Source organism: Bradyrhizobium sp. P3_C3, from assembly GCF_056402655.1.
In genome coordinates this window covers 38,134-52,124 of the sequence record NZ_JBFUGY010000045.1, presented here as the reverse complement: position 1 = coordinate 52,124, position 13,991 = coordinate 38,134, and the positions used below count along the sequence as shown (strand labels likewise).

The 13,991-nt window shown below is 61.7% G+C and carries 11 protein-coding genes and 1 tRNA gene; 6 read left to right on the top strand and 6 right to left on the bottom strand.

The features are described 5' to 3' along the window. Positions 1 to 150: 150 nt before the first annotated feature. The 4 genes from AC1DW2_RS35765 (at position 151) to AC1DW2_RS35750 (ending at position 6,694) form a co-directional block, all read left to right on the top strand. Positions 151 to 2,184: a methyl-accepting chemotaxis protein gene (locus AC1DW2_RS35765; protein WP_477008328.1), complete on the top strand. Its 2,034-nt coding sequence runs from the start codon at positions 151 to 153 to the stop codon at positions 2,182 to 2,184. A 498-nt stretch (positions 2,185 to 2,682) separates the two neighbouring features. Then, positions 2,683 to 4,170: an MFS transporter gene (locus AC1DW2_RS35760; RefSeq protein WP_477008338.1), complete on the top strand. Its 1,488-nt coding sequence runs from the start codon at positions 2,683 to 2,685 to the stop codon at positions 4,168 to 4,170. Positions 4,171 to 4,173: 3 nt separating this feature from the next. Continuing rightward, entirely contained in the window at positions 4,174 to 4,995 is an 822-nt protein-coding gene (otsB, locus tag AC1DW2_RS35755; RefSeq protein WP_063980508.1) for a trehalose-phosphatase, read from the top strand. A 235-nt stretch (positions 4,996 to 5,230) separates the two neighbouring features. Then, positions 5,231 to 6,694: a trehalose-6-phosphate synthase gene (locus AC1DW2_RS35750; RefSeq protein ID WP_477008327.1), complete on the top strand. Its 1,464-nt coding sequence runs from the start codon at positions 5,231 to 5,233 to the stop codon at positions 6,692 to 6,694. A 37-nt stretch (positions 6,695 to 6,731) separates the two neighbouring features. Here the strand turns inward: AC1DW2_RS35750 and AC1DW2_RS35745 are convergent, their stop codons facing one another. Next, positions 6,732 to 7,073 carry a hypothetical protein gene (locus AC1DW2_RS35745; protein ID WP_477008326.1) on the bottom strand — a complete coding sequence of 114 codons (342 nt, stop codon included), beginning with the start codon at positions 7,071 to 7,073 and terminating at the stop codon, positions 6,732 to 6,734. Positions 7,074 to 7,269: 196 nt separating this feature from the next. Here AC1DW2_RS35745 and AC1DW2_RS35740 point away from each other — a divergent pair. Next, positions 7,270 to 7,359, top strand: a tRNA-Ser gene (locus AC1DW2_RS35740). A 163-nt stretch (positions 7,360 to 7,522) separates the two neighbouring features. Beyond that, the gene (locus AC1DW2_RS35735) at positions 7,523 to 9,178 is read left to right on the top strand and encodes a hypothetical protein (protein ID WP_477008325.1); all 1,656 of its coding nucleotides are present in this window, start codon (positions 7,523 to 7,525) and stop codon (positions 9,176 to 9,178) included. Positions 9,179 to 9,185: 7 nt separating this feature from the next. On the opposite strand, the gene AC1DW2_RS35730 is transcribed toward AC1DW2_RS35735, so the two are convergent. The 5 genes from AC1DW2_RS35730 to AC1DW2_RS35710 all read right to left on the bottom strand — a co-directional run bounded on the left by AC1DW2_RS35730 (position 9,186) and on the right by AC1DW2_RS35710 (position 13,717). Continuing rightward, on the bottom strand, positions 9,186 to 9,728 hold the full coding sequence (locus AC1DW2_RS35730) for a hypothetical protein (protein ID WP_477008324.1): 543 nt from the start codon (positions 9,726 to 9,728) through the stop codon (positions 9,186 to 9,188). Then, a complete protein-coding gene (locus AC1DW2_RS35725; RefSeq protein ID WP_477008323.1) occupies positions 9,725 to 10,471 on the bottom strand; it encodes a hypothetical protein in 747 nt (248 codons plus the stop codon). Before AC1DW2_RS35725 ends, AC1DW2_RS35730 begins: the two co-directional genes overlap by 4 nt. A gap of 164 nt (positions 10,472 to 10,635) precedes the next feature. Then, complete coding sequence (locus AC1DW2_RS35720; RefSeq protein WP_477008322.1) at positions 10,636 to 11,325, bottom strand: recombinase family protein; 690 nt, start codon at positions 11,323 to 11,325, stop codon at positions 10,636 to 10,638. Between the two features lie 281 nt (positions 11,326 to 11,606). Beyond that, positions 11,607 to 12,137 carry a hypothetical protein gene (locus tag AC1DW2_RS35715; RefSeq protein ID WP_477008321.1) on the bottom strand — a complete coding sequence of 177 codons (531 nt, stop codon included), beginning with the start codon at positions 12,135 to 12,137 and terminating at the stop codon, positions 11,607 to 11,609. 284 nt (positions 12,138 to 12,421) lie between these two features. Next, on the bottom strand, positions 12,422 to 13,717 hold the full coding sequence (locus AC1DW2_RS35710; protein ID WP_477008320.1) for a DEAD/DEAH box helicase family protein: 1,296 nt from the start codon (positions 13,715 to 13,717) through the stop codon (positions 12,422 to 12,424). Positions 13,718 to 13,991 lie beyond the last annotated feature (274 nt).

The window sequence follows — 13,991 nt, the reverse complement described above, 5'->3', positions numbered from 1 at the left end:
GACGACAGGCTCGGCCGCGTCACCTAACCGCAAGTTCCGGCGCCATAAATTTACCGCCGCTTATCCTTTGCACTCTACCGTGCTCACGAGTCAGGAAGCGGGCTGCTTCCGGGCTGCGCCTGGTTTTCCGCGAATGGAATGGGGTGGGGAATGCCCGTCAAGTCGACGCCGAACACATCGAAGCTCTTCACCCTGCGTTTTCGTGCAAAAATCATCCTCGGCTTCGTGGCGGTGCTGGCCATCCTCGCCGTCAGCATGGCTTTCGCCTATTTCGGCTTCGAGCGGATCCAGGCCGCCGTGGCCTCCTACCGGGCCAGCGTGTCGGAAGCGGACCTCGCGCGGACCGTGGACCGCGAGCTGATCGCCTATCAGGGACTGGCGCGGGCCTATACGCTGACGGGCGCGACCGATGACGAGACAGCGGCCAAGGCCGCCGAAGAGAATCTGAAGGGCGCGATCGCCAAGTCGGTGGCGGCCACGACCGGCGCGGCGCGCCGCGAGCAGGTTGGCAAGCTCGAGACCGAATTCCAGCGCTTCACCAAGGTGTTCGGTGAGATCATCACGCTGACGCGCGAGAACAACAAGATCGCCGCCGACGAGCTCAACAGCGTCGGCAACAAGATCCGCTTCAAGTTCGACGATCTCGCCGATACGGCCGCGCTGGCAGGGCTGAACTCGGTTCAGACCACGGCCAAGGACGTCACCTCGCAATATCTCGCGGTCTCGACCTCGGTCAGTGCCTTCGTCGCCAAGCCGGAGCCGAAGACCGCCGACGGCGTGATCGCCCGCATCAAATTCCTGGAGACGCTGCTGGTCTCGATCTATGCCAACGACCAGAAGATCACCGACCGCGTCACCGAAATCGGCAATCTGCTGAAGCAGTACCGCACCTCTTTCTCGAAGCTGACCGAGAACGTGAAGATCATCGTCAAGTTGAACGGCGAGATGACCAAGACGGCGGCAGGCATTCTCAAGCTCTCGGCCGAGTTGCGGTCCGATCTGACCTCGGATCAGCAGCGCATCGAAGCGAGCGCGAATGCCACCATCACCGAGACCGAACGGCTGATGCTGATGATGGCGCTCGGCGGCCTCGCCATTGGCGCCGTGCTGGCCCTGATGCTCGGCAACGGCATCTCGCGTCCGATGATCGCGATGTGCAAGGCGATGCGCGAGCTTGCGTCCGGCAATTTCGACGTCGTGCTGCCGGGCCTGGGCCGCAAGGACGAGATCGGCGAGATGGCCGGTGCAGTCGAGGAATTCAAGGTTCAGGCTGTCGCGAAAGCCGAGCGCGACGCCGCCGCCAGCGAAGCCCAGAACCGGGAGCAGGCCGCAAGCCGCCGCTCCGAGCTGATTCGCTTTGCCGACGATTTCGAGAGCGCCGTCGGCGCCATCGTCTCCAACGTCTCGGCCTCGGCCGTGCAGCTCGAATCGGCGGCCTCCACGCTGACCCGCACCGCCGAGACCACGCAGAGCCTCTCAAGCCAGGTTGCCGGTGTCTCCGAGCAGGCCTCCAGCAACATGCAGTCGGTCGCAACCGCGACGGAAGAGCTCTCTGCCTCGGTCGAGGAGATTGGCCGCCAAGTCCGCGATTCCAGCCGAATCGCAGAAAATGCCGTGGTGCAGGCGAAGGAAACCGACGGCCGCATCGGAAAACTCTCCCATGCCGCGCAGCAGATCGGCGAAGTCGTCAAGCTGATCACGGCGATTGCCGAGCAGACCAATCTTCTTGCGCTCAACGCCACCATCGAGGCGGCGCGCGCGGGTGAGGCCGGCCGCGGCTTCGCAGTGGTCGCCAGCGAAGTGAAGTCGCTGGCCAGCCAGACCGCGAAGGCGACCGACGAAATCTCCTCCCACATTACGGGGATGCAGGGCGCGACCGCCGAGTCGGTCGCCGCGATCAAGGAGATCGGCGCGACCATCGGCCAGATCTCGTCGATCTCGACGTCGATTGCGAGCGCCGTCGAGCAGCAGGGCGCCGCAACGCAGGAAATCGCGCGCAGCGTCCAGACCGTCGCGCAGGGCACCCAGACTGCCGCCACCGACATCGGCCAGGTCAACCGCGGCGCCGCCGAAACCGGTTCGGCCTCGGAGGAGGTGTTGAACTCGGCCAAGACGTTGTCATCCGAAAGCACGCGCCTGCGCGCCGAGCTCGATCGTTTCATGGGCAATATCAGGGCCGCGTAAGGCTCGCCGCGCGTCAGGCGCTTGGCGCTTGAAGACCTCGCTATCGCCTCATACTCCGCTGTCGTCCCGGACAAGCGCGCCCTTAGGCGCGCGCCGATCCGGGATCCATACTCCCAGCGGATAGACGGACGGTGGTAGCTCCAAGTCTTCGACAAACCACTCCCTGTGGTTATGGTCCCGGATCTGCGCTTCGCTTGTCCGGGACGACAGCGGGGTAAAGAGCGCGAGTCTCATTCCCTCCCGCACGTCCGCTTAAGCTCCACCTTCGTGCGCTCCAGGTTTTGCGCGAATGTGTCGTCTTTCTGACGCGAGCCATGCGTCAACTCCCAGCGGCTCCATCGGAAACGAACGATCCCAAGCGCTGTTCCCGCGGGAACCCGCCTTTGCCGCAGGCGTTGTCGCAGGTGGCAGGCGGAATGCCGCACCTCCATGATCGGAACGCCCCCGTCCACACCATGTGAACCGGGGCCGCTTCCATTGGTTAGACCCAGCAACGCGATGGAATTGCAGCAAAGCCCAGCGCTGAATTATGGACCTGCAGTCTCTGGGGCGGTCGCGGCTGACCGCATCATCGAGACCAGCATTCCCGCGCGGCTCGATGCGCTGCCGTGGAGCGGCTTTCATACCCGCGTCGTGCTGGCGCTCGGGATCACCTGGATCCTCGACGGGCTCGAGGTGACGCTGGCCGGCGCGCTCTCCGGCGCGTTGAAGCAGAGTCCGTCGCTGCAATTCTCCAATCTCGATCTCGGTATCGCCAATTCCGCGTATCTTGCCGGTGCGGTGCTCGGCGCGCTCGGCTTCGGCTGGCTCACCGATCGCATCGGCCGCAAGAAGCTGTTCTTCATCACGCTGGCGCTTTATCTCTCCGCGACCGCCGCGACCGCCTTGTCGTGGAATGTCGCGAGCTACGCGCTGTTTCGTTTTCTCACCGGCGCCGGCATCGGCGGCGAATACACTGCGATCAACTCGACGATCCAGGAACTGGTGCCGGCGCGCTACCGCGGCTGGACCGATCTCGTCATCAACGGCAGCTTCTGGATCGGCGCGGCGATGGGCGCGGTGGCAGCCATCGTGCTGCTCGATCCCGCATTGATCGGTCCCGATCTCGGCTGGCGCCTCGCCTATCTCATCGGCGCGGCCCTCGGCCTCGTCGTGCTGTTGATGCGGATGTGGATTCCGGAGAGCCCGCGCTGGCTGATGATCCACGGCCGGCCCGACCAGGCCCACGCCATCGTGGACGAGATCGAGCGCTCGGTGATCGGGCATGACCAGCACGCGAGCGACGGCCGCTTCACGAAAATCCGACTGAAGATGCGCGACCACACGCCGATCAGGGAGGTCGTGCACACGCTGTTCTTCGTCTATCGCCAGCGCTCCCTGGTCGGCCTCGTGCTGATGAGCGCGCAGGCGTTCTTCTACAACGCGATCTTCTTCACCTTCGCGCTGGTGCTGACCGACTTCTACGGCATCAGCGCCGAGCATGTCGGCTGGTATCTCCTGCCGTTCGCCGCCGGCAACTTCCTCGGGCCGCTGCTGCTCGGCCGCCTGTTCGACACGCTCGGCCGCCGCGTCATGATCACGTTTACCTACGGCGTATCGGGCGTGCTGCTGGCGCTCTCGGGCTATCTGTTCTCGATCGGCGCGCTGAGCGCGCAGGGGCAGACCATTGCCTGGATGGTGATCTTCTTCTTTGCCTCGCCCGCCGCGAGCGCGGCTTACCTGACCGTCAGCGAGACGTTCCCTCTGGAAGTGCGCGCGCTGGCGATTGCGGTGTTCTACGCAATCGGCACCGGCATCGGCGGCGTGATCGGGCCCGCGCTGTTCGGCGCGCTGATCGACACGGGATCACGCACCAGCGTGTTCGCGGGCTATTTGCTGGGGGCCTTCCTGATGATCGTGGCTGCGATCGTGGCGTGGCGCTACGCCGTCGCCGCGGAACGCAAATCGCTCGAACAAATCGCGCGGCCGCTTGCCTTTATGGAGTAGACTATGAAATCGGAGCTCGCGGAATTGGATCAGAAGCGCCCCATGGTTGACGAAGAAGCGCCCGACGCGGTGCCGGTGCCGCATGCGCTCGTGCCGCATCTCGGCGAGACCGCGATCCTGCTCGACATCGACGGCACGCTGCTCGACCTGATGCCGACGCCGCGCGAGGTGTGGGTGCCGCCGGGCCTGTCGGAAACGCTGAACCTGTTGACCGAGCGCACGTCCGGCGCGCTGGCGATGGTCAGCGGCCGTTCGCTCAACGACATCGACCTGATCTTCGCACCCGACGTGTTTCGCGCGGTCGCCGGTCACGGCGCGGAAATGCGCCTGTCGGTGGGCAATGAGGCCGACGACGTGCATGCGCCGCCGATGGACAAGGAGCTGAAGCGTCGCCTGGCTGCGATTGCAAAGCTCAGCCCCGGCATTCTACTCGAGGACAAGGGCTATTCGCTGGCGCTGCATTATCGTCTCGCGCCGCATGCGGAGAAGGCGATCTTCGAAGCCGTCTCGCTGATCCGCGCCGATCTGCCCAATGCGCCGATCGAGGTGCTGCCCGGCAAGTTCGTTTGCGAGATCAAGCATTCCGGCTTCACCAAGGCCACCGGCGTGCGCGAATTGATGAAGCATGAGCCCTTCAAAGGGCGCCGTCCGATCTTCATTGGCGACGACGTTACCGATGAGACCGTGTTCGCGATCATGCCCGACATGAACGGGCTGTCCTTCTCGGTCGGTCGCCGCGCCATCGGCGTCAACGGCCATTTCGATGAGCCGAAGGATGTGCGCGCGTTCCTCGCGCGTCTGCTCGACGACACAAGGTTGGAATAAGGCACCGACACCTCGGGGCCACATTGTCGCTCGCGTCGTTCGCTTGCGCGCGCAATTCATGCTGGGCAACACAGTCACGAAAACTGACTTTGTTGAGCGAAACCGCCGGGTTCCCAGCAGAAAAACTGGTTCCAACGCATGTGCCTGATTTTGGTTTCATTTCGTACAAATGATGGACAGGAACCATATTGATGAACAGCAGTTAAACGGGTTGGAATGAAGGAGGGGACGACCTGTGAATTTAGTCGTCGTTTCAAATCGAGTTGCGCGCGGTAAACCCAACGAGCCGATGACGGGCGGCTTGGCTGCGGCATTGCTTCCCGTGGTGGAACATTCGGGTGCTATCTGGGTGGGTTCGTCGGGCCGTGTGCGCGACGGCCATCAGAAGGAACCGTTCGCCGAGATCGAAGCGCTTGGGTCGGGTGCGATAGCGACGCTGGATCTGCCGGCGGCGCATTACGGCGGCTATTACGAAGGTTTTGCCAATTCGGCGCTGTGGCCGGCGCTGCATTCGCGCAGCGATCTGATTCGCGTCTCGCGCGACGACTATGTCAGCTATCGCGAGGTCAACGCCTTCATGGCGCGCGCCTTGATGCGCTTCCGGAAAGCGAAAACGGCGTTCTGGGTGCAGGATTATCATTTCCTCGCACTCGGCGCGGAGCTGCGCGATCTCGGCGTCGATGATCCAATCGGCTTCTTCCTGCACACGCCGTGGCCGGTCGTCGCGGTGATGCAGGGCGTGCCCAATCATCGCGAACTGATCACGGCGATGCTGGCCTACGATCTGCTCGGCTTCCAGACCAACGAGGATTGCCAGAATTTCCTCGGCTATGTCGCGAGCGAACTCGGCCTCGCCGTCGAAGACGGCGTTGCGATCTCGCAGCATGGCCGTACGCGTTGCGAGGTCTTTCCGATCGGCATCGATGCGGAAAAGTTCGCGGCTTACGCGGCGAAGTCGGCCTCGCATCCCGACGTGTCGCGGCTGCGCCGCAGTCTCAACGGCGAGCGGCTCGCGATCGGCGTCGACCGGCTCGACTATTCCAAGGGTCTCGTCAATCGAATCAGCGCGTTCGACCGGCTCTGGACCGAGCATCCGCAGTTTGCGCGCAGCATCTCGCTGCTCCAGATCGCCAACCCCTCGCGCGGTGCGATCGAGGCCTATGGCAATCTCCAGAACGAGGTCGCGCGTCTCGTCAGCGACGTCAACGGCCGCCACGGCGAGGTCGACTGGACGCCGATCCGCTACCTGAACAAGGGTTTCAGCCAGGCCGTGCTTGCGGGTCTCTACCGCACCGCGCAGATCGGCGTGGTGACGCCGCTGCATGACGGCATGAACCTCGTCGCCAAGGAATATGTCGCCGCGCAGAACCCGGCCGATCCCGGCGTGCTGGTGCTGTCGAAGTTCGCCGGCGCCGCCAACGAGCTCGAAACGGCGCTGCTGGTCAATCCGCACGATATCGACGGCATGGCCCGCGCGATCGCGGTCGCGGCCGCGATGTCGCTCACCGAGCGCAAGATGCGCTGGGACGCGATGATGAAGACGCTGCGCGGCCACACCATCCAGCAATGGTCCGCCGACTTCGTTGCCGAGCTGGAGAAGTGCCGGACCGAGAAGGCCGTCGTCACGCCGCTCGAGACCCAGCCGCCGCAGGCCCTGCGCTGGCTGAAGTCGGCGATATCAGGTGTGCGGCTGATTTAAGCTCTCTTGCTCTCCCCGTTCTCGCGGGGAGAGGTGCTCAATAACAATACGACACCCCGTCCAAAATCGCGCATTGCCGCTTGTTCGGTGCGTTGGGATCGTCCAGCGGCACCATGCCCTTGCCCTGACCGACGAACACGCCGGGTCCGACATGCACCGAGCTCTTGTTGCCGATGATCACGCTCGGATGCGGCGCGGCACTCGAGCGCGTCCCGTCCGGCCAGATGATGGCATCGCCCGAAAGCACGCCGCGCCGCCCGTCGTCGCAACTCACGTCGACGCCCTGCCGGGTGCAGACCTGCGCGGCGGCCGGCACGGCGAAGGCGGAGCCAAGGGCCGAAATCAGGCCTAGCGCGGCGATGGTCCTTTGGATGGTCATGGCGTCCCCGGTCGTGTTTGGCGGTCTTGAGTGAATCGTCGCGCCAAACCCGCTTCCGGTTCAGCCATTGGGCGGTTCCGAAGTGCCCGCTGACGCCAGATATTATCTTTCAAATACAATATCTTACGGAAAATTCACCCGATTTCCCCGCGATCTCTTGCAAAATCATCTGCTCCCCTTCAAGAGAGGGCGCTCCGGAGAGATGGCCGAGTGGCTTAAGGCGCACGCTTGGAAAGCGTGTGTGCGGGAAACCGTACCGTGGGTTCGAATCCCACTCTCTCCGCCACTCCTCCGTAAGACATTTTTTATAAGTACAATCAATGGTTTGCGGAGCCTTGTAAACGAGGTGTCCCCCATAGTGTCCCCCATTGTGTCCCCCATGATCTCGTCGTAGTGACCATAGGTGATGGTAGTATCTCGTTCCTCAACCGTGACGCGAGGGTAACGCCGTGGCTGACGAAAATGCCGCAAGAGACGCGGGACTAAGAAGACGTATCGAGCTCCTCAGAAAGCAGTTTGAGGCAGGGAAGGTCCACATTGCCGAGGGCATGCAGATCGCCGAAAGCCTGAAGGCGGTGAGGTACGGTTCAGACGGCGAGATCGATCTTTCGACTGTAGACAGCAGCGTTCGTGCCCTCGCGGCAGCGGTGCAGGGATGGCAGCACCGCGAAGACGTAAAGGGTGAAGTCTCGCTCCGAGACCTTCAGCAGGGCTACTTCGATGTGGTCGAAAGGAACTTCGGCTGGCTCTTCGACCGAATGAAAAAGGAGGGCGCAACACCTTGGCAAGTGGGTGCAGCCATCGCCGCCAACGCCGACGCAGTGAAGGACATCGGCGCCAGCATCCCGCAGTTCTTCGAGTGGATCGACGACTTGTGGAAGAGCGCCTCAGACAATGCGCATTATCATGTTCAGGACATCCGCGGGCTAAAGGCAGTCTTTGGCGGCGAGACATTCCCTGAAGGCAGCAAGAATATCGTGTCTTGTTCGGGGTTGTACGCCGATACGATCATCCTCCCCGATCCGTTTCTTCGCACGAAAAATCTGCTGTTTGAGGAAGGCAGCACACAGAGCGTTCAGTGGTTCGTCAAGGCCGCAATGTCTCTGTTGCTGTATCGGGAGGCTGCACTTGCCGACGTAGGTACCCCCCTGGTCGTGATCGTACCGGATCAGACCTTCGTAGACGAAGGCGAGCGTGAGGGGCTTCGCCAAGCCTCTGAGCCGAGTACCCTTGCTCACTTGGAGGCCATGTTCGGGGTGAAGTTCAGCTCACTGGAGGAGGCGAGCGCCTTCATGACCGGGCTCTCAACCCCCAGCGACGTAATGGCGCGGCTTGTCAACAAGGACAGGCTCCTGTTCGACGTTGAAGATAGCCGACCGCTCGATGCACAGATGCAGAGCTACCGCGAAGTCTACCTCGAGCCACATCACTCCTGCAGTGCAGGCGACGCGGTTATGTTGTCGGCGGTAGGGAGGATGACGCAGGCCACCGACCTTATGCGACGAAGCCAGAGGCTCGGCGGTGCCCCCCTCATTGATGCGCCCACGTCTTGGCGTCACTTCGTTTGGTGGCTGGCCTACGGGGCACGCAGTGAGCCAAGTGATCAGGGGCACCTGCACTTGCACATGACCAAGGCACTGCAGAGCGCGGCTCAAGGCGAGATGGAGTGGCTGGGAAATGTGCCGGTCGCGGCTCTCGTGGAGATGCGTAAGCAAGACGTTCTGCCTGAACTGCGACAGATGCTAACCGTTGGCGTCGAGGAGCTGATGCACCTTAGGCCTGACAACTTCTACCGAACCGGCGATCAGGTCGTGAAGAACATCCAAGATGCCTTTGACGAGCACCGAAAGAAGTTGTCATCGTTGTCTGGAAAGAGGTGGCGCTTTGGGGGTGTAGAACTGGCAAGCTGTGTGGTGAAGGGAGCTATGCAGGTCGCATCAGCATGCGGCGTTCCCGTGGTAAGCCTCATCGGTGCAGCCCTCGACCAAGTGGTGGACGTCCCCAAGATGAAAGACGTTCCAAAGCGGATCAAAGCCCTCAAAGAAGAGGGCGAGAAGCTGCATTCGTCGGCGGTGGGCATGCTGTTCAACGCGAGCAAGAAATGACCCGATCCTAAGCGCGCGGCGGGGGCGCATCACTCTGCGGCTCAAAATCGAAGAGGTCTGGAGCCTTAGTTGGGGGCGCTGGAGGCGTCGGCAGCGCCGACATTCCAACAACCCTGACGTTTGACCCAGCCAGTTTAGCAATGTCCTCATCGTCAGAGTAGATGACCGAGGCACATTCAACGCGAGCAATGGCCACGATCTGGTCATCGAACTTCGCCTTCGTCCGGCTAGAAGTGGGCTTGGTCGTTCGCGACGACTGCATCAACGAGAACTCTACAGCCGCCTTCTCGTCGAACGAGGCCACTTTGAAGTGCTTCGATGTGGTGAGGTGAGAAAGCATCTTAGGTGCGTTCGTGGCCTTCACCAGCACCTCTGCAAGCGCGGGGGTGGGAATGATGATCTTCGCACCCTCCTTCTGCAGCTCGTTGATCAGGTGCTCTACGCGCTCCCTGCATTGCAACAGCGGCTGCCCTGTAGCCTCGTCCAGCGGCGCAGATGCTTGCGCGTCGATGATGTAGATCAGGATAGAGGCGTCGAAGGCTACGATCATTGAAGGTCGCCCTCGTCGCGCCGTTGCTCCATCAGCAGCCGAACCGGGTCGGGTATCTCATTCCAGCTACTGCCGCTGGCTGCTTGGATGTTGCGAATGACATCAGTAAGGGGCTCGTCGCCCAGCAGCTCGAAGTCGGTGATACGAAACGACCGCAGCTCCCAGATGCCCTCAGCCGTCCGAAACCAAGTTCCCGTTCCGTGAACTCGAACAGTAGGCCCGAACAGGTGCTGAGCGACCCGGCGAGCAACGTCAGTTGAAGCAAAGAGGTGCGAGTGGATCGCATCGCCATCGCGTAGATGAACCGGGATAGTGTCGCCCGTTCCGCCCACGCGGATGACTTGACCGTCTACTGTGCCGTCCTGCCTGAAGGGGCCGAACACTACTGGCTCGGGTCGATCTCTTCCTCGAAACGGGATCACGATGCCCATCTCTTCGCTGACGAGGGTCGCCGTTGCGCCATCCTGCCAGAGCAGGGCATCGAGTTGACCATAAGCCTTTAGTGCGTCCGATGGGCCGAACCCCGTGTGCACAGCTCGCACCCGCTCAACCACCGTCTTGACGGCGGCATCATCGACATTGACCGCGAGGATGGAAGAGCCAGCGCGAAGGTCCGTGAAGTGGACGTTGGGGGTCTGCCCGAGCAGCCTGGCAAGGGCCGACAGATACTCGCCTAGCCGTTCCATTGGAAAGGTAGCGGGAGTGAAGTCACTGTCGATGCGAAGGCGATACTCAGTGCCCATGACCTGCTTCCCCGTAAGTCTAGCCTACCCCTACAGCAACACTGTTGACCAAGAGTTATGCAGGAACAGAAGTAGAACCATTCCCGTCCGTCAGCAAGACCCCGTCCGTTATGAAAAACACTGATTGGGAGGGACAGATGATCATGACGCAACCGCCGGCTGGCTTACGCCTGCGCTCGTGCCGTGACGCGAAGCACCTGCAGAGCGGTCCAATTGCTGCCCCCACGCGCCGTAGGGATGCCGCGTTCAGTTAGTGCTCGTGCCACTCCGCTTGCTGACGTGATGCCCTCGGACCTGAGCTGCGACAACAAGGGCGCAAGGTCGGCAGCTCGTTGCTTCGCTCTATCGCTCTGTGCAGCACGTCCTGCGGCCTGCGAGTGCTTGGACAGCTTGATCCCCCTATGCCCGCCTAGCTGTTTGCCTCGGGCCTTTGCAGCCGCAAGAGCGGCTCTCGTGCGAGACGAGATGAGCCCCGCTTCTAGCTCAGCCACGGACGCCATTTGCTGCAGCATAAAGCGCCCAGTCGGTCCTTCAATGGAAGGCAGGTCGGCGAAGCGAACGTCAACGCCCGCCTCAAGCAGCTTCGAGAGGAAGGCCACCGAGCGCGTGAGCCGATCCACCTTGGCCACCACGAGGGGAGCCTGATGGACGCGAGCTGCAGCAAGGGCATCTTCGAGCGCCGGGCGATCACTGCGCCGACCGCTCTCGATCTCGGTGAACTCGGCAACGATCTTCCATGAACCGCCGTTGAGGTAGCCAGCGACTGCGGCCCGCTGCGCGTCCAGTCCAAGACCGGAAGCGCCTTGCTTGCGAGTGGACACCCGATAGTAGGCGACGAACTTCTTGACGGCCATCAATGCCCCTTACATCTTAGTCAACGTGCGTTGAGACCGATGTAACGGTGCGCAGGTGCAGCGTCAAGGGAGAAACACATCCAGTTCGGGCAGATGGAAGGCGTAGTTGCTCATCACCACCGAGGAGATGCCTTGGGGCGGCGAATTGCCTCGACCTCCTCACAGGCCGAAGGTCGTCTTGCTATTTGCTCATTGGATCGGACCCCACCCAGGGGGAAGATGGCGCAGCGCCAGTCCTGGAATAGCCCCTTCACGTTTCGGCACCGACTATCCGGGGAACCTCAAGCGCCGATGGTTGCACCTCGAGGCTCAGCCTTCAGATCCCCCTTCAGTGCCTTGAAGAGCAGCGTCCGCGCCAGCGGATCGCGGGCCGCTTTGGCTGACACGACGATGACGTTGCCTTTCACATAGCCCAGCGCCGGCTCAATCCGAACGAGGGACGGCGAGGCTTCACCCGCAACGCCAACCGAGCGCTCAAGTGGGATGTCGAAGGCCGGGCATCGGGCCGGGATCACGATGTCATCTGTGGTGATGTCAATGGGGACGCTGAAGCGGCGGGCTGCTCGCTGAGCATTCTGCAACATCGCCTTCCGGGGGTTGATCTGAAGTGTCTGCCGGTAGACCGCTCTGGCGTTCCGGCGGTTACGCTCGCGGCGGTTCTCAAGCATCGTAGCCTTGGCGGCGGCGATTGCGGAGACAATGTCCGAGGTGGGGGTGGTGTTCATGATCTTCCTTACGAGGACGAATTGATGATTGATGAATGTGTCGGGCCGCAGGCGGGGGCCATAGGGGGCGAAGCTGCGCGTTGCCATGGCGCGACGCATGGTTCTGATGTTGCTGCGGTGGTAACCGGGAGGCAGTTTCCCGGCTCCCTTCAGCGTAGCGTCAACAACCAGTCGAGACCCTTGGTCAGCCCCTCCGGGAGCTCAGTCTGCTGATGGACCGGAGAGAACCTCTTCGCTGGCTTGCTCATTCGTCGATCAGCCGGTTCCCTCTATAGTCTTCTCTTAAGGCTGCGTCGGAATAACCACATAATTTCAGTGGATTACTGGTGTGGTGGGGAAGTTTTCGAGCGTCGAACTTCCCCATTTGCCCGTTAGGCCGCCCTCTTCAGGGGAGGCGCAGCTCGCTTGGCGATCAAAGCGGCGGTGCTGTCCGACGATAGCCATTCGATCAGCAGCCCCCTCATTCGTGCCGAGGGGACGAACACGTTGATCGGGGTTGGCTCTTCCTTGCGGATGCCCGATCTCCAAATCCACTGGATCATCTCTGACAAGGCGTGGAGGTCTTCATAGACGGGTACGCCACGACGCTCGAAGAAGCCCTTGATGGTCGGCTGATGGAAGACATTGGCGAGGTAAGCCATTGATCTCTTCTCGATGTAGTCGTTCGTCGCCTTGGCGTTGATTGGGATGAACCCACGACCGTAGCCCTTGCCCTTCAGTGGCGTCTTCGCCTTCTTGAAGGTCGTCCATCCGTTGACTGCGGAGGGTGTCTTGGCGATGCGCTCGAAGAACTTCTCTGTCGATGACTTGAGGTTCTTCAATGCCCCTTCAGTTGCACGGTCGAACCATGACGATGACAGCGGATTGCACCCATCGCGGGACGCCCCAATGCCATTCATCTTCCCATCGTAGACCGTGACGAGTGATCGGAGCTTGGCCTTGATCGCGGCCTCGTCGGTGTTGTCCCACGATACGAGCCTACCACCCTTGATGCCCCGCATCTCGAACGATAGCCCTTCAGCCTCGAAGTAGGAGAGCATCGGTGAGCCGTGGAACATGTACGTCAGGATGAACACATTGTTGAAGCAGCGGAGGAAGTCGGCGGGGAACTCCCAGATCAGAACGGCCGGCAGGCTTGTCTTGGCATCGCGGCCGTAGACAACGAGATTGCCGTTGTCGCAGAGGTTCTTGATGTCGTTGTATCGGCCGTTGTAGTTCGGGTGCTTGACGTGGTTCCAGTGAAGTCGATCGGCTCCGTCAACGAGGACGTACTCGCCATCGAACAATGCCTTCCGATCAGACACCGTGAGCGTCTTGAGCAGATCGACGCACGTGATCACCTCGTCGATGATCAGCGTATAATTCTGCTCCCTCAATCGCTCGTAGATGCGCTTGTTCAACATCGAGAAGAGCGCATGCGTCGTGCAGACGTTGTGCCCATCCTCGATCAGCTTCTCCAAATGGAAGAGCTTGCGCCCGTGGATCGGCTGGGGGTCCCTGAACATCRGGTCCGGGCATGCGTCACGGATGCGGTCTACCTCGGTCAGGAATGGTGCGACGTAGAGGAAGCGCCGGTCACCGGGCAGGCCGTCGAAGACTTCGGATTGGTTCTTGGCGTGAGTGGCGTTGATGTGGCTGATTGCCCAAGTGGTCTTGCCGCTGCCCATGATGGCGTCGAGCACGGTGATCGTGCTGCCGGTGAGGCTCGCGGCCACGGCAGTAGTGTTGTCGTTCATGATTGCTTTCATGCTGGAGGTAGGTTGTGCGGCCCACGGAGGGGCCAAGGGATCGGTGAGCGCCAGTGGGCGCTGGTAGAAAGGTCCCATCGGGCCAAGCCGCTCACCGTGGGTGATGTGTCTCGGGCAAAAATGTCGTTGCCTGCACCGTGTCACTCCCGATGCAGCGAAAGTTCTGTTCGCCGTGCCGCTCGGGCGCGTCGTG

Bases quoted from the DNA above. Each gene is read 5' to 3' on its own strand.
- AC1DW2_RS35745 (WP_477008326.1), bottom strand. From the start codon at position 7,073: ATGACCATCCAAAGGACCATCGCCGCGCTAGGCCTGATTTCGGCCCTT.
- AC1DW2_RS35730 (WP_477008324.1), bottom strand. From the start codon at position 9,728: ATGATCGTAGCCTTCGACGCCTCTATCCTGATCTACATCATCGACGCG.
- AC1DW2_RS35715 (WP_477008321.1), bottom strand. From the start codon at position 12,137: ATGGCAACGCGCAGCTTCGCCCCCTATGGCCCCCGCCTGCGGCCCGAC.
- AC1DW2_RS35720 (WP_477008322.1), bottom strand. From the start codon at position 11,325: ATGGCCGTCAAGAAGTTCGTCGCCTACTATCGGGTGTCCACTCGCAAG.
- otsB (WP_063980508.1), top strand. From the start codon at position 4,174: ATGAAATCGGAGCTCGCGGAATTGGATCAGAAGCGCCCCATGGTTGAC.
- AC1DW2_RS35765 (WP_477008328.1), top strand. From the start codon at position 151: ATGCCCGTCAAGTCGACGCCGAACACATCGAAGCTCTTCACCCTGCGT.
- AC1DW2_RS35725 (WP_477008323.1), bottom strand. From the start codon at position 10,471: ATGGGCACTGAGTATCGCCTTCGCATCGACAGTGACTTCACTCCCGCT.
- AC1DW2_RS35760 (WP_477008338.1), top strand. From the start codon at position 2,683: ATGGAATTGCAGCAAAGCCCAGCGCTGAATTATGGACCTGCAGTCTCT.